Raw genomic sequence first — 18,563 nt, forward strand, 5'->3', positions numbered from 1 at the left:
ATTATTTTTATCTATTTCAACTTACGGAAAACCATATCAACGCGGCCAAGACTAACCACGCACTGATCCCGCAGGATAACACTTGCACTGGCTTCGTCGTCGACACGCAGGCCGTTCGTCGAACCCGCGTCCTCTAACGCCCAATCTCCTGCTTTATATAATAGCTTAGCGTGTTGTGAGGAGATGCTAGGATCATCGACGCGAATTTTAACGTCTTGACCTCGGCCTATCGTCCAAAAAGCGTCGCTTTTCTTGGCGGAAATACCGTAAACCAGCGGCCGAGATTGATTAATATAAAAAACCAGCACCACATCGGGGTCAAGCTGCTTTGCCGTAATGGTTCGCGTGATCAGCTTATCAACCGCTTCTTTGGTATAGGCAGGATTCTGGGTGGACACATTTGTCCAACCAGATGGCAATTGGTAGGATTGTTGAAAAGAAGTTTGATCTCCGTCGGGCTCTTCATCAATAACCACAGAGCCACCTGACGAGATATCTTTCTGTGGTAGACGGGAAGCAACTATTGTTCTGCCATCGTCGGCACTACTTTTTAAATAGTATGCTGTCTCACCAAACTTGATTACGTCCCCCACCTTAACCTTTGTTGGACGTGTGATTTGACGATTATTCACCGAGGTGCCATTGGTGGAATTTAAATCCTCCAACAACCATTCTTCGTCAATAAAACTTAGCTTAGCGTGGCGCCGCGACAGTAAATCTTTAGCGATAGTGATGTCATTGCCACTATCGCGGCCAATCACTACGGATGTGGCAGTAATCACATGTGATTCACCACCATCTACGCCTACTAATTCCAGATCCATCGACTTCCCTAAAAACGTCTTTAAAACCCGAACCCGCTTCTGACACCATTTACGGCGTTACGACCAGGCTTTTCCTTATTATTAATATTGGTGCAATTCTCTCGCAAAGTATAGCGAATCTACGGCGATTTAAAAGCAATCAGGCAAGATCCTCATCATTGTCGAAAAGGGACTCAATCCGAACCTATGCTGGGCTCTGTTCGCCCACTGGCCGCGACTTTACTCGACGCGACCTTATTGCCGTCCCTGTTCTGACGAGGGAAAACAAAGGCAAGTACAACACCAAGCACTAAGGCAAGTATTTGACCCGCTACGATGATGATTAGCATGGGCACCGCCTTTGCTACACCATCTGTAAAAATCGTCAGGACCGCAGCCCCCGCTGACGGCACCCATAATTCAGCCACATCGGGGTGACGAGCGGGTAAAAATAGGAAAACCACGCCAGCAATCATCAGCCAGTACCTCACCACGCCTATTTGCACGCGGCGCAGTAACATACACCAGATCAAGCCGGCTAATAATCCAACACCAAGATATACCTGCCAAGCGAGCTTGTAATCACTCATGTCAACCATGTAGGTCCCTACTCCACCCAGTTAATAATACGATCTTCGTAATCTGTATCTTTAAGCTCGTTTTCACTAATGCAACGACCACGGATAGACACACCGGCCTCATGAACGCTATTTACATCACCAGAAATCAGGGGATGCCAATCTTCCAACATACGCCCCTCTGCCAATACGCGGTAAGCACAACTTTCAGGTAACCAATACATGTCATCGGGTTCGCTATGCCTTAAAGACACGCAATCTGGCACTAATTTCCGCCGCGCGCTGTAGTCGCTGCAGCGACATAAATTCGTATCCAGCAAACGACAAGCCACATCCGTGTAAAACACGTCACCATTGTCGTGATCTTCCAATTTATGCAGACAACACTTACCACAGCCGTCGCAAACTGACTCCCACTCCTCGGCTGACATTTCCACCAAGGTCTTTTGCTCCCAAAATGGGCGTCGAACAATGTCTGCCATAGCCTAATTTAGTCGTCAGTTTCCGGCCCTACCCGCGGGTTTAATCGCTCTGGCTGGGGCGGAAGTTGCAGGTAAAAGCCGTTATTTTCGATCTCGCCCATCACCCTTGCGACATCGGCCCGGGCCAATTTTCGCTCGGCATGCAAAACAATGGTCATAGAACGCTGAGGTTTACCGAAACGAGAAAGTAATTCCTCTGGTACCCGCGCTAGATCTTCCTGGTGATCCACGTACAAATACATGCCTTCAGTACGTGAGCTACGATAAACCGCGCAAATTCGTTTCATGCTTTTTTCTCACTTAACGCGAGTAATTTATCGCCAATCAAAGGCTTGCGCCATGTTGTAAGCGCATCCGGTAAACGAGCGCTGCGAATTATCTCTTCAATATCACGCTTTTTAACAAATACTTCAGGCGCCACCCCCAGCTGATCAGCAACCTCTTCTGCGACCGCCTTGAATTGCTTGTAGCACTGCGTTTGTGCTGGTGTCAGAGGTTTTGGTGCTGGCGAAGGCAATTCACTGTCATCGGCTGAGCGCCCCTTAGCAAGCAAATCAAGTATTGCCTCACCATACCGCCGAATACTACCTGGCGATAACTCTTTTATTCGGCTGAATTGGCTACTATCTGCGGGCTGCAGTCTTGCGATCTCAAAGCAGGCGGCGTCTTTTAATACGCGACCTCTTGGAATATTTCGTTCTCTAGCTTCAGTCTCACGCCACGCGCACAGTATTTTCAAGATATATTGCTGCCTAGTACTCAACTTCCAAAGAGACTTGATACGCAGATAATATTCGCTGGCATCAGTTGGCTTTTCCGCCTGCGCGGTAATGGCAGCGCAATCCTCTTGCCACCATCCCAGCGCTCCCTTCTCCTCTAAGCGCTTACACAGAATGGGGTATATCCGCTGTAAGTACAGCACATCCAGCGCTGCGTAAACGCATTGACTCTCGCTCAGTGGACGACGCAACCAATCGGATCGGGTCTCACCTTTTTCAACATGTACTCCCAAGCAATCCATCACTAGCCGCTGATAACTTAAGCCCGCACCCATACCCGCCAATGCAGCGCCAATTTGGGTATCGAGCAGTGGCTGAGGAACGCACTGTAATAAGACGTTAAATACCTCTAAATCCTCACTGCAGGAATGAATAACTTTCGGTAAATCCATCCGCCGCAGTAAAGCGGTAAAGGCAGACCAATCGCTAATAGAGAGAGGGTCAATCAGGTATAGCTCACCATTTGCTCCAACCTGCAGTAATCCCGCAATCGGATAGAAGGTGTCGGTGCGAATAAACTCAGTATCGATGGCTAAAAATGCGGCAGTCGCCCAATTTTTACAGGCAGCGTTCAGCGCCGCGTCGGTATCGATATAAACGCGGGATTCAAGAGGATCAGTCAATGGGACGGCGTCCTTTAAGTGCATGTGCCAGCGTGCCGCTGTCCACGTATTCTAATTCACCACCCAAGGGTACCCCGTGGGCTATGCGACTCACGGCGATTCCGCGACTGCGCATTTGCTCGGTAATATAATAGGCGGTAGCCTCACCCTCGACGGTCGGGTTAGTAGCTAGTATTAGCTCGCTTACCGACAATTCAGCCGTGCGCTGAAGTAATCTGTCTATACCTATTTCTGCGGGACCAATTCCGTCGATGGGTGACAAATGGCCCATCAATACAAAGTACAAGCCCTTGTAATCGCCGCTGTGCTCAAAAGCGACAACGTCCGCAGGTGACTCAACGACACAGATTGTTTGCTGATCACGGCGCTGGTCAGCGCAAATAAAACACTGCTCATTCTCAGTCAAGGTGCGGCAACTATTACAGTGTCCAACATGCTCCGCCGCCTTACTCAGGGCAGCGGCCAAACGCGCTGCCCCCGGACGATTCCGTTCCAACAACTGAAAGGTCATACGCTGCGCAGATTTTGCACCCACACCCGGCAAACAGCGCAGGGCATCAATCATTTCATCTATTAGCGGGCTATAGCTCATATTCAGAACGGCATCTTAAAGCCGGCGGGCATACCTAGCCCAGACATCATGCCGCCCATTTTATCTTGGTTGTTTTTTTCAACTTTACGAACAGCATCGTTCACCGCCGCAGCCAATAGATCTTCCAATATTTCTTTGTCTTCCGACATCAGGCTTGCGTCAATCGCCACTCTGCGTACATCGTGACGGCCAGTCATAGTGACCTTCACTAAGCCCGCGCCAGACTCGCCTTGCACTTCAACATTGGCGAGCTCATCCTGCGCCTTTTGCATTTTTTCCTGCATTTCGGCAGCTTTCTTCATTAATTCATTCAAATCAGGCTTCATAGTTCTATCTCATTCAGATCTTTTGAAATCTAGTTAAAAAGTAACGCTCTATTCATGCACTTAAGCTGCTCAGCGTTGCCATCCCATCGTCAACAAAGTCTAAGCAACCGGGGCTGGTCATTACGGTCTAGTCGACAAGGCGCACGGAGTCTTCATCTAGCACACCATCAAATTCGGCTATGATACGATTCACATAGTTGTCTGCGCGCAGGGCATTTTTAGCAAGGACTAGGCGCTCATCCAAACATCTCTGTTTAAAGCCCGCTGGGGTTTCAATATCAAGCTCGGCAATTGTAACGGTGACGTGGAGCGACTTACCGAAATACGCTGAAAGCAGCTCACCTAGTCGCTCAACGTTACGATCGCTTAGGAACGCGGTGTTCGCAGAATCCACAACGAACTCGACACCGTTGTCCGACTTTGCCGCTATTTGGCAGAGCCCTGCCAAGTTTCCTAACATCCCAGGTAATTGAAACACGTCAAATTGTTCGCGCCAGACCTTCTCATTAAGTTGCGAAAAATCGATTCGCTCTGTAGTCAATTCTACTCTTGAGTCACGAGCCTGTGCTATCGGCTCAATTGCTGCAACTTGCTGATCTTCGACTACAGTCGCGACTTTCTCGAAAGCTAGATCAGACGCCGCGTCAAAGCCAACCGAGCTTGCAGGTTTTTCGACGCGAGATGGTGCTGTATCGCTTGGCATATCATTCGCTGGCATCACGTCAGGCGACTCATCTATCGCCGGCTGTGCCTGTACTTGAGAAATGCTCTCAACAGCTTGTTTTTCCGACGGTGAAACCGTCAAATTTTCAGGTCTTACGTTCGGCTTAGCGCTGATGCTTGTCGGCGCATCATCTGCCGAATCAAGCGTCTGCGGCTTTTTTACCGGAGCAGCGGCCTCCGCCACTGCAGATACAGGCCTAGGTAATACTTGGCGAGGCGCGTCAATAACCCCCTGGGGTTTAAACGCGAGCATTCTGAGCAGAACCATTTCAAGACCTGCTCTGGGGTCGGGCGCCAAGCCCATATCGCGACGCCCTGCCAGTCCTATCTGGTAATAAAACTGCACATCTTCTGCTGTAAGTTTGCCCGCTAACTCTATGATTTTGGAGCGATCACCAAGGCTATTATCCAAGCCATCAGGTACTGTTTGCGCCACGGCCAAGCGATGCATAACAAGTAATAGCTCACTGATTACACCGGGGAAATCAGCCCCCATTTCGGCAAGATCCGCCACCACAGCCAGTAGCCCAGCACCATCACTGCTGGCCAAGGCTTCAATTAGCCGATAAACAGAATTATGGTCGATGGTACCTAACATCTGCCGCACATCCGCCTCACCGAGCTTGCCGGAACCGAAGGCAATAGCCTGATCCGTTAAACTAAGTGCATCGCGCATACTGCCGTCGGCGGCACGACCCAATAACCACAGCGATGACTCATCGAACTGAACCATCTCTTGGTCGAGTACAGTCTTTAAGTAGTCGACAATTCGCTCAGGCGTCAGGTTTTTTAAATTGAACTGCAAACAGCGCGATAAAATCGTCGCCGGCAACTTTTGAGGATCGGTGGTCGCCAGTAAAAACTTCACATGCGCCGGAGGTTCTTCCAGCGTTTTCAGCAGCGCATTAAAACTGCTGCTACTGAGCATGTGCACCTCATCTATGAGGTAAACCTTATAGCGGCCTTGGCTCGGCGTGTACTGGACGTTATCTAAAATTTCACGGGTGTCTTCAACCTTGGTTCGCGACGCCGCATCGACCTCTAGCAGATCAACGAATCGACCCTCGCTAATTGCGACACAGGCATTGCATTGCCCGCAAGGTTCAGAGCTAACGCCAACTTCACAGTTGAGACATTTGGCTAAAATACGGGCGATGGTGGTTTTACCCACACCACGGGTACCGGTAAACAAATAGGCATGATGAAGGCGATCGTGATCTAGGGCATTTACTAATGCCTTTAAAACGTGATTCTGCCCCGCCATTTCACGAAAGGTTTTCGGGCGCCATTTCCGCGCCAACACCTGATAGCTCATTGAACAATTCCTAACATGCAAGCAGCAAGGATACACCAGCCCAGCATGGACATAAACCAATGAAGGTAGAGGAAAATAAACGTAGACAGGGGATTAAGCAGAACTTGGTGGCGGTCCAACCAGCCACACCCCGGCACACGAGTTGATAACTACCGTTGCTCCCTTCCGGGCCTGGCGGGGTTTGCTATCTATCGTTGCGAGGGGACCGGAAGGACCACCGCAGAAGACACGCTGTGGCAGTGCCTCAACGCGGGCGCTATTGTCGGCGAAACACTTGGCACATGCAAGGGACCCGCCGACGAAATCAAAGGAAAATGTCGAATAATATCAACGCGCCACCGCAGAACCCGGTGGGAACTTAGCAAGAATCGCTGACACCGTTTCAAGTACATACAAGCGCCGTTCTTCTGGCGTTTTCAGGCTGGGAATAACCCGCTTTGTCATACCGCGCCACAATAATTTTTTCGATGCTGGGTCAATCACATCGATCATTAAGGTGCTTTCTTTGTAGTTTCGTACCCAGATATCGTCATCGTAAAAATGACTGCGGCCGAAATAGCCGAACCCGGGGCGATAACCACAGTGGTAGCATGGGTAATAGCCATAATGGGTATACCAGGAACCAAAATTATCGATGGCTATTTTATCCTCTTGCCCCAACTGGTAACTCACCAATACAGACGCTTGGCTGACATCTGCGACCTGCTTCAAACCTTTAGCGGTAAATTGTGCGTCTACCGCATCCACAACTCGCTGCCGAACCAAGTCATTGTCAATTTCTGGATCGGCATGCTTGGCGGGCAATAGCCACGCATAAGTCGATACACCGCTGAAATCAAACTCCTGAGAATAATCGGTCGAAACCGGAACCCCAGCGCAGGCCGTCAACAAAGCCAACACAACAGCCATTACTATCTTTTTCATTACCGTCTCCCCAAGCGCTTCTAAAATACCCATTAAAACTACGACTGCAAAACAACCCAAAGCGCTAATTGGCCCCGCACGACTCGCAGCAACAAACGCCCCTTACTCGCAGACAATATCTCACTAAATTCTTTAACATCGGCAACGCGGCGCTGGTTTACTGACACGATCAAATCACCTTGCGCCAATTTTCCCGCAGCTTCTGCTGTATTCGCCACCTCAGTCACCAACACGCCCTGACCATTTTCGGCGTCGCGGAGTGTTACACCCTTGAGGAGCTCACTGGTCGCCTCGCCAACAGTAGCGACAGGTGATGTCACCACTGCAGCGAGCTCCGCGCGAAACTCCTTGCGTTTGCCCTCTCTCAAGGCTGTAACAATAATACGATCACCAACCCGCTTTAGACCAACCGCATTGCGTAATTGTGCAGAACTAAGAATATCCTTGCCATCAACCTCGACGACGACATCCCCTGCCTGCAAACCGGCTTGTTCGGCGGCAGACCCGCTCTGAACCTCAGCAATCACCGCGCCGCGCTGATGTTTACCGACCTTAAAGGCATCGGCCAACTCCGGCGTTAAATCCTGAATAACCACACCGAGTTGACCACGACGCACCTCGCCGTGCTCTAAAATTTGATCGATACTAACTTTCGCCATATTGATCGGTATGGCAAAACCAATTCCTACATTGCCACCAGCAGGCGCTAAAATCGCGGTATTTACCCCAATCAGTTCGCCCCGCAAATTAACAAGCGCACCGCCGGAGTTCCCCGGATTTATTGAGGCGTCGGTCTGGATAAAATTTTCATAACCTTCAATTCCCAAGCCGGTACGGCCCAAGGCGCTCACGATACCGGTTGTTACGGTTTGCCCTAAGCCAAAGGGATTACCGATGGCAACAACGTAGTCACCTACCTCTAATTTCTCAGAGTCCGCCAATTTAACACTGTGCAAATTCTTGGCATCTATTTTCAACACTGCAATATCGACATCAGGATCGGAGCCAACCAGAGTCGCAGTGAAATTGCGGCCATCTTCCATACTGACAGTAATTTCATCCGCGCCGTTGATGACATGATGATTAGTCAGAACAATGCCTTTTTTGGCATCAATGATAACGCCCGAGCCAGCCGCCTGGGTGCGACGTTGCTGGGGACGCTGCATCTGCTGTTCAGGCACATTAAAGAAACGTCGAAAAAATGGATCGTTCAGCAACGGGTTTTGACGAATAGTCTGCGTTGTATAGGTCGATATATTAACGACAGCCGGGTTGACGGTTTTTAGCATTGGCGCAAGGCTGGGAAGCTCGCGACCACTACCATCCTGCTGAGGGAAAAATGCCAAGCTGACCTGTGCAAGACCAGCTAAAAAACAAAATATCAATACGCGAAGTAGTTTGTGGCGTGATGCGCGAAGCGACAGAAGCATATTAGTCATATCTTATTTCAGACTCCCAATAGTCATTAACTGTGACCGTTAGAGTCCCGCTTTAGCTAAAAAATTCCACAGAGGCATGAATTGCGCCTTATCTTTCTTAAACTAGCTTTTCAGCCATTGAGCGTGATATTTCTTTTTGAATTGTCGACTTGAAGGCACCCATCATTAGGCCCAACTTGATATCAACCTTCACTTCGTCGATCCCCAAGGTAATTCGTCCTTTTACCCCAGAACGTGCAACCTCAAGCTCATCATTACTTAGCCAGCGAGAATTCAACTGATAACGCTCTTCTAATTTGATCGCCATCTGCCGGATTAACTCGCGAAGTTCTTCGGGTTTTTTATTATGGCGTTGACGAAGAGATATATTCGACACAGATTGATTACCCCACAAAAAGAGACGTAGCTTGATAAGACACTTGCATTATGACAGCTCACACGAAAATTGCCCAATTACTGTGCACAATTTTGGCACAGCTGAAACCGTTGCATAGGGTCACTAAATTGCAGGCAAAAAAAAACCGCTTTTACGCGGTTTTTAAAACTTTGGTGGAGCTAGGCGGGATCGAACCGCCGACCTCTTGCATGCCATGCAAGCGCTCTCCCAGCTGAGCTATAGCCCCAAAGTGGAGGCTGCGCATATTACGGTCAGCCCCAGAACTTGTCAACACATCGACTTGAAATCACTGCATTTTTCTATTCATTGTCGCAAGGGAATCCCCGCTCCAACTATGAGCCAGCTCCCCACATTGCAGGAATTTGCTATGTGAGCTCCTGATACTGCTTTTCCAGCTTTTTCAGGCGCTTTTTGCCTACCCCACCCAAGACTTCTATGGCATGACGCAATCTCGCTCTGCTCATATCTGGCCCCAAGACCTCCATAGAATCCACAACAGAAATTGATGATGTGGTTCCAGCAATGGCAATAAATAAAGGCGGCATAAAATCCTTTAATTTGATTCCCAAGCCATCGGCCAAGGATTTCACCTCTGCGAAAATTCGATCACGCTGCCAATCATTCAGCGATTCCAAACGCCACGCCGCGCACTGCAACAAGGTGACTAACTCCTCTTCACTTAGACTTGAAGCGGCAAAGCTCGCGGGAGTGAGCGGCAACATCCCCGACAAAAAGAACGCCGCTAACGGTGCCATATCGCTAAACACTTCGATTCGAGACTGCACATGTGGCAGCATTTTCATTAGTGTCTCGCGGTTAAAGGCCCACTCTTGCATACGATCCGCCAACTGCTCAAGACTGCAATCTTCACGAAGCCACAAGCCGTTTAGCCAGCGCAGTTTTTCAACATCGAATATCGGCCCACCCAAACTCACTCGGGTGATATCGAAATTGTCGATCATGGTTTGCAAACTGAATTTCTCGCTTTCATCCGGCATCGACCAGCCCATGCGGCCTAAATAATTCAACAGCGCCTCGGGTAGAAACCCCATGCGCTGGTAGTACCAAATACTGGTCGGATTTTTGCGTTTACTAAGCTTGCTTTTATCGGGATTTCGCAACAGGGGCAGATGGCATAACACCGGCATTTCCCAGCCAAAATACTCATACAATAATTTGTGTTTAGGGGCAGAATTAATCCACTCCTCACCGCGCAGCACATGGGTGATCTGCATCAAGTGGTCATCGACCACGTTTGCCAAATGGTAGGTCGGCAAACCATCAGATTTTAATAGGATCTGGGCATCTACCTGCCCCCATTCCAGTTCAATTTTACCCCGCAGCATATCGTCGACTTCGCAGCGGCCATCGTCCTCAGGCACGTGCATTCGAATCACATAAGCATCGCCAGCCGCTTCGCGACGCGCATGCTCAGCATCGTCTAGTTTCAGATCTGAATATTTAAGAGCGGTATGCCCACCTGCCTCGCGACGAGCTTCACGCAGCACATCCAATTCTTCAGCTGTCCGGTAACAGCGAAAGGCATGTCCGGCAGCAATAAGTTGCTCACAATGCGCTTTGTAAATATCACTGCGTTCGCTCTGGCGATACGGCCCGTGCGGCCCACCAACGTCTGGCCCCTCTGCCCACTCTAAACCCAGCCAGCGCAGTGAATCCAAAATTGCTTGCTCCGATTCAGGAGTGGAACGCTGTTGGTCGGTATCTTCAATGCGCAGCAAAAACTCGCCACCTTGACTTTTCGCAAAACAATAATTGAACAGTGCGATATAAGCCGTGCCTACATGCGGGTCACCGGTGGGCGAAGGAGCAATACGAGTGCGAACAGTCATGGAGTGTTTATTACCATTTGAATACAATAGACATTTAGCCTCACATCAATTTGCGTGAGCGGGCCATTCAGGCCGCCATTATACGTGCCGGACGAGGCAAGATTCACCCACCCGCAGAGGTATTTCGCGGCAGATGCACAAAAAATTACTTAATCGCCGCTTTTGCGTCGCCCCCATGCTGGACTGGTCTGACCGGCACTGCCGTGTCTTTTGGCGCCAACTGACCACAGAAGCGGTGCTGTACACCGAAATGATCACTACCGGCGCGCTGATCCATGGCGATGCCGAGCGCCACCTCAATTTTAGCGATATTGAACACCCTGTCGCCCTGCAACTTGGTGGCAGTGACCCCAAGGCACTGGCCCACTCAGCACAACTGGCTGAAAAATGGGGATACGACGAAGTGAATTTAAACTGCGGCTGCCCTTCGGATCGCGTTCAGAATGGTTTTTTTGGCGCCTGCCTCATGTCTCGCCCTGCCCTCGTTGCCGATTGTGTAAAGGCAATGAAAGACGCTAGTTCGCTCCCCATTACCGTTAAGCACCGTATCGGTATTGATGAACAAGAAGGCTACGGGCCGCTGCAGGAGTTTGTCGCCGCCATTGACGAGGCCGGCACTGACGCGATCATCGTTCACGCCCGCAAGGCGTGGCTGCAAGGCTTGAGCCCAAAGGAAAATCGCGAAATTCCGCCGCTGAACTACAACTTGGTACACCAGCTAAAACAGGACTTTCCCAAGCTCGAAATTATCATCAATGGCGGCATTCAGAACATCGAAGATGCCACCTCGCAATTGTCATACGTGGATGGCATTATGATGGGCCGAAGCGCGTATCAAACCCCGTTTATTCTGGCCAATGTGGATTCGCAATTTTACGGCCAAGACCGACAGGTCGCTTTGCGCAGTGACGTCATTCGCGGCCTATTCCCCTATATAGAAGCGGAACTTACACAAGGTACGCGGCTCAATCATATGACCCGACATATGCTGGGATTATTTAATGGACAACCCGGTGGTCGACTATTTCGACGTTATATAAGCGAGCACGGCCATCGCCCCGACGCCGGCATTGAGGTATTGGAGCAGGCATTAAACCTTACCGAAGAAGCCCTGCAGACCATGATGACAAAAAGGACAGTAAGTAATGAGCAGTAAGTTAGAACAACTAAAGCAGTTCACCGATGTGGTTGCCGATACCGGCGATATAGATGCAATCCGGCGTTTTTCTCCTCAAGATGCCACGACAAATCCATCACTCATTCTTAAAGCCGCTCAACTTGCCCAATATCAACCGCTAATACAGCGCGTCATTTCCGCCCAGAGTAAAGGCCCCCGAGACGCCCAGTGGCTGCAAAAAACCGCGACTCAACTAGCGGTAGAAATTGGCGCGGAAATCTGCAAATTGGTACCCGGCAAAGTGTCTACTGAAGTCGACGCCCGCCTCTCATTCAATACCGAGGCGATGATTACCGAAGGCCGCTACATAGCCGAGCTTTACCAGCAAAAAGGTATCGCCAAAGACCGGCTACTCATTAAAATCGCCTCAACGTGGGAAGGCATTCAAGCCGCCGCCGTATTAGAAAAAGAAGGTGTAGAGTGCAACCTGACACTGCTCTTCAGCCTTATTCAGGCTGCCGCCTGCGCAGAAGCTGGCGCAACCTTAATATCACCCTTTGTTGGTCGTATTTTAGATTGGCATGTCGCCCGTGGTCTTGCACCTGAAACGGCACATGATGATCCAGGGGTTCAGTCTGTCATTGCCATTTACAGCTATTACAAGCAACACGACTACAAAACCGTTGTAATGGGAGCAAGTTTTCGCAATATCGGTGAAATTGAGGCTTTAGCGGGCTGCGATCGCCTAACAATAAGCCCAGCACTGCTAACTGAACTGAGTGAAGATACACAAGCCTTACCGCGCCAACTCGGTCCAGATATGAACTTCATCCCCCATCCAAAACTCGACATTACCGAATCCGGATTTCGCTGGGCCTTGAATGACGATGCCATGGCAACAGAAAAACTTGCCGAGGGTATACGGGCCTTTGCCGCCGACCAAGTGAAACTTGAAACCCTGCTTAGCGAATGGAACTAGTACTCCTTCAATATGATATTGCCTAATGTCAAAGTTCGTAGGTATGAGTTGAGGTACGACATGCCTTCAGACTGGACGCCCGTCAGGGCGCCCCGAAGGGGTTTACCAAACCCAACATGATGGGATGCTCTCCCACCGTTTGTTGGGTATCGCTCGCTACCGCTCCACCCAACCTAGCGAATCACACATCATTTTCAAATTGAAAGAGTACTAGGATATGTTTGAAAAATTAAAGCAGCTTTTTTCCAGCGTGGAAGAAGACGACAACAAAACCACGATGTCGCTGGAGTTAGCGGCAGCCGCTCTACTTATCGAAGTGAGCAAATCTGATTTCGAACAAGACCCCAAAGAAATCGAAAAAATACAAGAATTGCTGGTTCGGTGTTTTTCAGTGTCGCTCGCGAATATTGAAGAATTCATGACGAAGGCAACGGCCCTTAATAAAGACAGCACCTCCTTGTATCCGTTTACCCGTTACATAAACGACAATTGCAATAATATTGAAAAATATGAGCTGATTGTCGCGCTTTGGGAAGTGGCCATTGAGGATGGGCAAATAGACAAATACGAAGATCACTTGATCCGGAAGATCTCTGATCTCATTTATTTACCTCACACCGAATTCATCCGAGCAAAGCTGACAACGACAGAAAAAGCTGCTGGCAAATAGATTAAGGATAGCGTTTTTGTAGAGAAAGAATTAAAAACACTGACCTTCTAGTAACGACACTAATTCACGAAACTTAGCGTGATTGCTGTCGCTTAGCCCCATCAGCGTGCGATGTGCTTCTAGCACCCGCTTCTTAACGGCATCTTCACTACACGGTAAGACCGGCAACTCGCCTAAGTCTTCATCGTCGAGTAGTGGCTCTTCTCGAATTCTAAACACCCTATCGAAACCCATGCTTTCGAGCACTCGGGTGATATCGGGATTAGTGGATAAAATAAGAGGGACAAACTTAAAACGCTCTTTGGCTTTAATCGCTAATTTAGCAAGTAAACCCAAAGTCGTACTGTCGACATTTAGGGCATCAGAAAGATCAACGACAACACTGGCAAAGCCTTCAACAGATAACATCTCGTCGAAAAACTCGTCCAAGGTGGTACACAGCGTCAACCGCACGTCACCAACTAGTTTGATAACAAACGCGCCGTCTTGTCCTGCTACCAATATCCTACCGGGCTGCATTTGCCTATAACCTGCACACGACTAAAATTGCGATATCGTCTGGCGCTTCGTCTATTTCTAGTAAACCGAAGGTTTTCGCCAGTCCTGTCGACATACTTTCACCCTCGCCGAGAATATCGAGCAGCTTCAGCTCTTTCTCTTCGAGGGTGTCACTGTCTAACACTTCTAGAATACCATCCGAGAACAACGTTAGCACTGCGCCCGGTGGGAAAGTGATCATATGATCACTGTACTCGGCATCGGCAAATAAACCAACAGGCATGTCGTGTTCAGGCAGAAATTCCGCCTTACCGTCTACCGCCATTGCCGGCGCGGGAAGATGACCTGCGACCGAATAACAGAGCTGATGGCACTTAAGATCAAAAGTACCGACACACATTGTTACGTGTTTGCCGATGCCCATTTCCAGTAACTCGCGATTTGCTATGGCAAGCATCTTCGCTGGCGACAAAATAGCAGTGGAACCGCGATGTAAAAAATCACTGCGCTTGCGTGCAAACAAATTTTTGAGGAATACCGTCACGAAGGCCGAACTAGCGCCGTGCCCTGACACGTCTGCAACAAAGAACACCGCGTGATCTTCACCGACAATAAAGTAGTCGACAAAATCGCCGCTCAGATACAAAGACGGCAATATAAAGTGACAAAAACTGTAGCCGCCAATTTGCTTTGGCGTATCTGGGAGCAGAAGCTGCTGAACGTGCTTTCCCGCCTGCTGGTCTTGTTGTAACAATGTCAAACTTTCAAGTAAATCGCGGTTCGCGTTTTCAAGCTTAGTGCGATAGGCCAAGTTTTCGCGTTTTAGGGCGCCACGCTCCACCGCCCGATCAATAACGTGGCGAATAACGTCCAAATTTTCTGGCGGGAGCATCAGATAATCAGTTGCACCGTGCCTAACAGCCTCAACAACGTCAGCAAGACTTTTACGACGAGAAACGCCGATTAGAGGCAATTCACGGGGGTCAGCTGCCATTTTTCCAAGAAGATCAATACCGCGATCATCGGGGAAATCGATATCAACCATCACAATATCGATATCTTCTTCGCGAAACCCCACCATTGCCGTCGAGCAATCCGCAATCGCAAGCACGGACATACCCAGCTTCTCCAAGGAGGACACTAGCTCGTTGTGGACAGCATCAGCCTGCTGAACCAATAAGATACTCTGGGGAAACGTAGCTTTCATGCGGACTTTTTACTCGCATCAGCAAGAACACACAAGCCGTATTTATGCGCAGAATTTACGCCGGGGAAACCAGGCGAGGAATTAGAAATCAAAGGATTCGAAATCTTCATCGCCAAAATCATCTTTAAGCTTGCCGTCATTGATAAGAAAATCTCGGCGCTGCAAATAAACATCCTTGAAGAAGGTGTATTTATCTCCCGACACCAACTCTTCTGTCCCAAGTAAAGAGGCTCGAACTTGAATCAAATCCAGAAGGGTCATGCCGTACTGCGCACTTTCAGGATCAACACTGCGCATCACATCGGTATAAGAATCAACCCCCCTTCCCGCGCCATCCCGCAAAGTGCTGGGACCTAGAAACGGTAGCATTATGTAGGGGCCATTACCCACCCCCCACACCGCAAGGGTTTGACCAAAATCCTCGGAGTCACGCACTAAACCAATCGCTCCAGCGACATCAAAAATGCCTAAGACACCAACTGTTGTATTAATAATGAACCGCCCGCCACTGACCAGGACATGGCTGCCATCACCCTGCAATACATTATTGCCTATATTCTTAATTTCACCGAGATTATTAAAAAAATTGGCTAAACTTTGATCAACAAACGTCGGCGTAATATTGCGATAGCCTTTCGCGACAGGCTTTAACACATACTGATCCGCCGTGTCATTGAATGCAAAGACAGCACGATTGAGGCCCTCCCAAGGGTCGCGAGGATCGCTATCATTTACAGACGCATTTACGCCCTGAAATGTAGACAGCAGCATCAATAGCAAGGCACAAGCTATTCGTTCCATTGGAGTCATATCCATCAATTCTAAAAAGCGGCTAACACTATACGCAATGCGCGCTTGCTTGGCACTAACTGCATGATTACGACTCAGCAACAATCAATATATCGAGACCAACCAACTGTGCCACAAGCTCGCGACCAAACCCCACCACAGCTTCAGGTTCAACACCAAGCTCGGCGGCAATTCCCTTAAGTACTCCGTACGCATTGTGCGAAGACGCGTCATCAAACAACGCAAGTAACCGCGCCGTGACTGCATTGATCTCTAAAAACTCAACACTATCGGCACGGTTGCGATACACCACGATATAAGTGATGTCGCCGGTCACTTCTGCGGGACGGTTATCCCTGCTAATTTGATGGACGGGAAAACCGTAAGCTAGCGGCCAAGCGAGTGAAGACAGACGCCACCTCGCATCCAAAATATCGCTGGGAGGCTCTACCGCGGAAGGAAGTTCGTCAACAGCGACATCGAGTGCCAGCTCTACCCATTCATAATGGGCAAGCTCGGCTAAAAACGGCGGATCTACGTCTATACCACTGCGCTGATGCTGAAGATATTCAAGAAACTCTTCCGCAATTTTAAGAAAGTAAGGGCTCGCGCACTGATGCCGAATCATAAAGTCCCGCACCATCGAGTCCCAATCCGAATCGCTGTACAAGCTGCGACAGACCGGGAAGCCATTACTTAAAAAGCCATTGATATTGTTAAAAAACAAATCGCGATAAATAGCTAAACGACGGCCCTCTATACCCGGCACCCCAGAAGAAGCGTCGGGATTACGGATAAACTGGGTTAGTTCGCGCTGAACATGCTGAAAATTGTTCATCTCACAGCAAACCGGTGTGAAGCGACACTACCCTCGTTGATTGCTTGAGCACGCTTGATACGCTCTACCTCTAATAACAACTCTGCCATCGGCGGGAAATTAAAGTCCCGCTCCAATAAAGTTGGCAAAGGACCGCAGCGCTCATAAGCCGCGTCTAGCAAGGCCCAGACAGGATCAATGACATCTGAACCATGTGTATCGACACGTAGATCCTCGGCCTCATCGTAATGGCCGGCGATATGCACATATCTCGCGCGCTCCAGAGGAAGTGAATGCAAAAACTCATGGGGATCGTAGCGATGGTTAATGCTGTTCACGTAGATATTATTTACATCTAGTAACAGCTCGCAATCTGCTTCGGTCAGCACCGCATTAATAAACTCACTTTCACTCATTTCCTGAGCCGGAGCTGCGTAATAAGACGCATTTTCTAGCAATATACGACTACCTAAAACATCTTGTACTTGCTTAACTCGGTCAGCGACGTGGTGAACTGCCTCTTCAGTAAACGGAATGGGCAGCAAATCATATAATTGTCCCTCATCACCGCAATAGGTCAAATGTTCTGAATACAGAGGGCAGTCAAAATCCGCCATAAACTGCTTAATATCTTTCAGCAAGCTTGCGTCGAGGGGCGAAAAACCACCAATGTTTAATGACAGCCCATGTAAATAAACGGGATAACGCTCAGCTATTTCACGAAATGAGCGGCCGTAACGACCGCCAATCCCTATCCAATTCTCAGGGGCAACCTCAATAAAATCAATATCATCTGGGCTCAGCTGTTTAAACGCCGACATGAGACCTCGACGCAAACCGAGACCTGCCAAAGCAGATCTATTATTTAAGTTAAGCTCATCCATTGATATTGTCACTGCCTCTCAGAGAACCGTTACCACTAAGAAAATAATGCTTATTTCGCAGCACCGCATGACGCTTCCTTCGCCGCTTTGTCGCCGCCACACTGTCCCTCCATTGCCCCCTTATCAGCGCCACACTTCGCTTCACCACACTTACCTTCGTGGGCGGCCTTTGCCTTGTCAGCGCCGCACTTAGCTTCGCCGCATTTGCCTTCGTGCTCAGCTTTATCAGCTCCACACTTTGCCTCACCGGCTTTATCAGCCCCACATTTCGCTTCCGATTTAGCCGCTTTATCGGAGCTTCCCATCGCAAGTTCATAGCCCGCGCTTAATTGCTTGGCCGCGAAAGGGTTGCTATCAGCCATCGCGGGGCTCACAGCAGAAGCCAACATCGCCGCACCAAAGGCCGCAACTAGAGGTTTTTTCGTAAAAGACGCCATTATTATTTCTCCATTCCGGCTTTGCACCGAGTTAGTCATCAAGTAAATTAAAATTCTGCTCAAAAAACAGCCATGTATCTGAGCTAAACGGTAAAAACCGCATTTTCAGCATAGCCGGATCTCAAAATTTAACAATGCAATGATCAGCTTACGAGAACACCAAGGTTTCCGATCTTTACCATAAATTACGTCGCAGCTATACCAGACACGAATAGCTTGATTGGCACTACTATGCTCAAAGAATCAGCTACCTAGCTAGCTGTGCCCCGCAGAGACGGGAGGAATACGACTTGGTATTCCACGTGGGCGAAGAGCAGGCGAACGGCGCCATTTT

The 18,563-nt window shown here is 49.2% G+C and carries 21 protein-coding genes, 1 tRNA gene and 1 other RNA gene; 3 read left to right on the forward strand and 20 right to left on the reverse strand.

Annotated features, from left to right (window positions below):
• Window positions 1-11: 11 nt before the first annotated feature.
• The 14 genes from KXJ70_RS01565 to gltX all read right to left on the reverse strand — a co-directional run bounded on the left by KXJ70_RS01565 (window position 12) and on the right by gltX (window position 10,831).
• A complete protein-coding gene (locus KXJ70_RS01565; RefSeq protein ID WP_219041703.1) occupies window positions 12-824 on the reverse strand; it encodes an FHA domain-containing protein in 813 nt (270 codons plus the stop codon).
• Between the two features lie 173 nt (window positions 825-997).
• Window positions 998-1,402, reverse strand: coding sequence for a hypothetical protein (locus KXJ70_RS01570; RefSeq protein ID WP_219041704.1), 405 nt, complete (start codon window positions 1,400-1,402; stop codon window positions 998-1,000).
• Between the two features lie 8 nt (window positions 1,403-1,410).
• Entirely contained in the window at window positions 1,411-1,863 is a 453-nt protein-coding gene (locus KXJ70_RS01575; protein WP_219041705.1) for a YcgN family cysteine cluster protein, read from the reverse strand.
• Window positions 1,864-1,871: 8 nt separating this feature from the next.
• Window positions 1,872-2,150: a YcgL domain-containing protein gene (locus KXJ70_RS01580; RefSeq protein ID WP_219041706.1), complete on the reverse strand. Its 279-nt coding sequence runs from the start codon at window positions 2,148-2,150 to the stop codon at window positions 1,872-1,874.
• Window positions 2,147-3,265, reverse strand: coding sequence for a ribonuclease D (gene rnd / locus KXJ70_RS01585; protein ID WP_219041707.1), 1,119 nt, complete (start codon window positions 3,263-3,265; stop codon window positions 2,147-2,149). The genes KXJ70_RS01580 and rnd overlap by 4 nt, the downstream gene beginning before the upstream one ends.
• The gene (gene recR, locus KXJ70_RS01590) at window positions 3,258-3,857 is read right to left on the reverse strand and encodes a recombination mediator RecR (RefSeq protein ID WP_219041708.1); all 600 of its coding nucleotides are present in this window, start codon (window positions 3,855-3,857) and stop codon (window positions 3,258-3,260) included. The genes rnd and recR overlap by 8 nt, the downstream gene beginning before the upstream one ends.
• 2 nt (window positions 3,858-3,859) lie before the next feature.
• Window positions 3,860-4,183 (reverse strand): YbaB/EbfC family nucleoid-associated protein, encoded by a 324-nt coding sequence (locus KXJ70_RS01595; RefSeq protein ID WP_219041709.1) that lies wholly within the window; start codon window positions 4,181-4,183, stop codon window positions 3,860-3,862.
• A 127-nt stretch (window positions 4,184-4,310) separates the two neighbouring features.
• Window positions 4,311-6,221 (reverse strand): DNA polymerase III subunit gamma/tau, encoded by a 1,911-nt coding sequence (gene dnaX, locus KXJ70_RS01600; RefSeq protein WP_219041710.1) that lies wholly within the window; start codon window positions 6,219-6,221, stop codon window positions 4,311-4,313.
• Window positions 6,222-6,335: 114 nt separating this feature from the next.
• Window positions 6,336-6,432, reverse strand: an RNA gene (ffs, locus tag KXJ70_RS01605) — signal recognition particle sRNA small type.
• 116 nt (window positions 6,433-6,548) lie between these two features.
• A complete protein-coding gene (locus KXJ70_RS01610) occupies window positions 6,549-7,145 on the reverse strand; it encodes a DUF4136 domain-containing protein (RefSeq protein ID WP_219041711.1) in 597 nt (198 codons plus the stop codon).
• A 38-nt stretch (window positions 7,146-7,183) separates the two neighbouring features.
• On the reverse strand, window positions 7,184-8,584 hold the full coding sequence (locus tag KXJ70_RS01615; RefSeq protein ID WP_219041712.1) for a DegQ family serine endoprotease: 1,401 nt from the start codon (window positions 8,582-8,584) through the stop codon (window positions 7,184-7,186).
• A 97-nt stretch (window positions 8,585-8,681) separates the two neighbouring features.
• The gene (locus tag KXJ70_RS01620) at window positions 8,682-8,960 is read right to left on the reverse strand and encodes a polyhydroxyalkanoic acid system family protein (protein WP_219041713.1); all 279 of its coding nucleotides are present in this window, start codon (window positions 8,958-8,960) and stop codon (window positions 8,682-8,684) included.
• A 171-nt stretch (window positions 8,961-9,131) separates the two neighbouring features.
• Window positions 9,132-9,207, reverse strand: a tRNA-Ala gene (locus tag KXJ70_RS01625).
• A gap of 139 nt (window positions 9,208-9,346) precedes the next feature.
• The gene (gltX, locus tag KXJ70_RS01630) at window positions 9,347-10,831 is read right to left on the reverse strand and encodes a glutamate--tRNA ligase (RefSeq protein ID WP_219041714.1); all 1,485 of its coding nucleotides are present in this window, start codon (window positions 10,829-10,831) and stop codon (window positions 9,347-9,349) included.
• 133 nt (window positions 10,832-10,964) lie between these two features.
• On the opposite strand from gltX, the gene dusA reads away from it, so the two are divergent.
• The 3 genes from dusA to KXJ70_RS01645 all read left to right on the forward strand — a co-directional run bounded on the left by dusA (window position 10,965) and on the right by KXJ70_RS01645 (window position 13,597).
• Window positions 10,965-11,987, forward strand: a complete 1,023-nt coding sequence (gene dusA / locus KXJ70_RS01635; RefSeq protein WP_219041715.1) for a tRNA dihydrouridine(20/20a) synthase DusA — start codon at window positions 10,965-10,967, stop codon at window positions 11,985-11,987.
• Entirely contained in the window at window positions 11,977-12,927 is a 951-nt protein-coding gene (gene tal / locus KXJ70_RS01640) for a transaldolase (protein WP_219041716.1), read from the forward strand. The genes dusA and tal overlap by 11 nt, the downstream gene beginning before the upstream one ends.
• A gap of 217 nt (window positions 12,928-13,144) precedes the next feature.
• Complete coding sequence (locus KXJ70_RS01645) at window positions 13,145-13,597, forward strand: tellurite resistance TerB family protein (protein WP_219041717.1); 453 nt, start codon at window positions 13,145-13,147, stop codon at window positions 13,595-13,597.
• A gap of 30 nt (window positions 13,598-13,627) precedes the next feature.
• Here the strand turns inward: KXJ70_RS01645 and KXJ70_RS01650 are convergent, their stop codons facing one another.
• The 6 genes from KXJ70_RS01650 to KXJ70_RS01675 form a co-directional block, all read right to left on the reverse strand.
• Window positions 13,628-14,116 carry an STAS domain-containing protein gene (locus KXJ70_RS01650; RefSeq protein ID WP_103684048.1) on the reverse strand — a complete coding sequence of 163 codons (489 nt, stop codon included), beginning with the start codon at window positions 14,114-14,116 and terminating at the stop codon, window positions 13,628-13,630.
• Window positions 14,117-14,120: 4 nt separating this feature from the next.
• Window positions 14,121-15,302 carry a PP2C family protein-serine/threonine phosphatase gene (locus tag KXJ70_RS01655; RefSeq protein ID WP_219041718.1) on the reverse strand — a complete coding sequence of 394 codons (1,182 nt, stop codon included), beginning with the start codon at window positions 15,300-15,302 and terminating at the stop codon, window positions 14,121-14,123.
• An 81-nt stretch (window positions 15,303-15,383) separates the two neighbouring features.
• Complete coding sequence (locus KXJ70_RS01660; protein WP_255558161.1) at window positions 15,384-16,103, reverse strand: MlaA family lipoprotein; 720 nt, start codon at window positions 16,101-16,103, stop codon at window positions 15,384-15,386.
• 76 nt (window positions 16,104-16,179) lie between these two features.
• On the reverse strand, window positions 16,180-16,929 hold the full coding sequence (locus tag KXJ70_RS01665) for an HvfC family RiPP maturation protein (RefSeq protein ID WP_219041720.1): 750 nt from the start codon (window positions 16,927-16,929) through the stop codon (window positions 16,180-16,182).
• On the reverse strand, window positions 16,926-17,792 hold the full coding sequence (locus KXJ70_RS01670) for an HvfB family MNIO-type RiPP peptide maturase (protein ID WP_219041721.1): 867 nt from the start codon (window positions 17,790-17,792) through the stop codon (window positions 16,926-16,928). The genes KXJ70_RS01665 and KXJ70_RS01670 overlap by 4 nt, the downstream gene beginning before the upstream one ends.
• Before the next feature lie 50 nt (window positions 17,793-17,842).
• Window positions 17,843-18,229, reverse strand: a complete 387-nt coding sequence (locus KXJ70_RS01675) for an HvfA family oxazolone/thioamide-modified RiPP metallophore (protein WP_219041722.1) — start codon at window positions 18,227-18,229, stop codon at window positions 17,843-17,845.
• Between the last annotated feature and the right edge of the window lie 334 nt (window positions 18,230-18,563).

Origin of the sequence: Zhongshania aquimaris (genome assembly GCF_019312595.1) — a bacterium.
GTDB lineage: Bacteria > Pseudomonadota > Gammaproteobacteria > Pseudomonadales > Spongiibacteraceae > Spongiibacter > Spongiibacter aquimaris.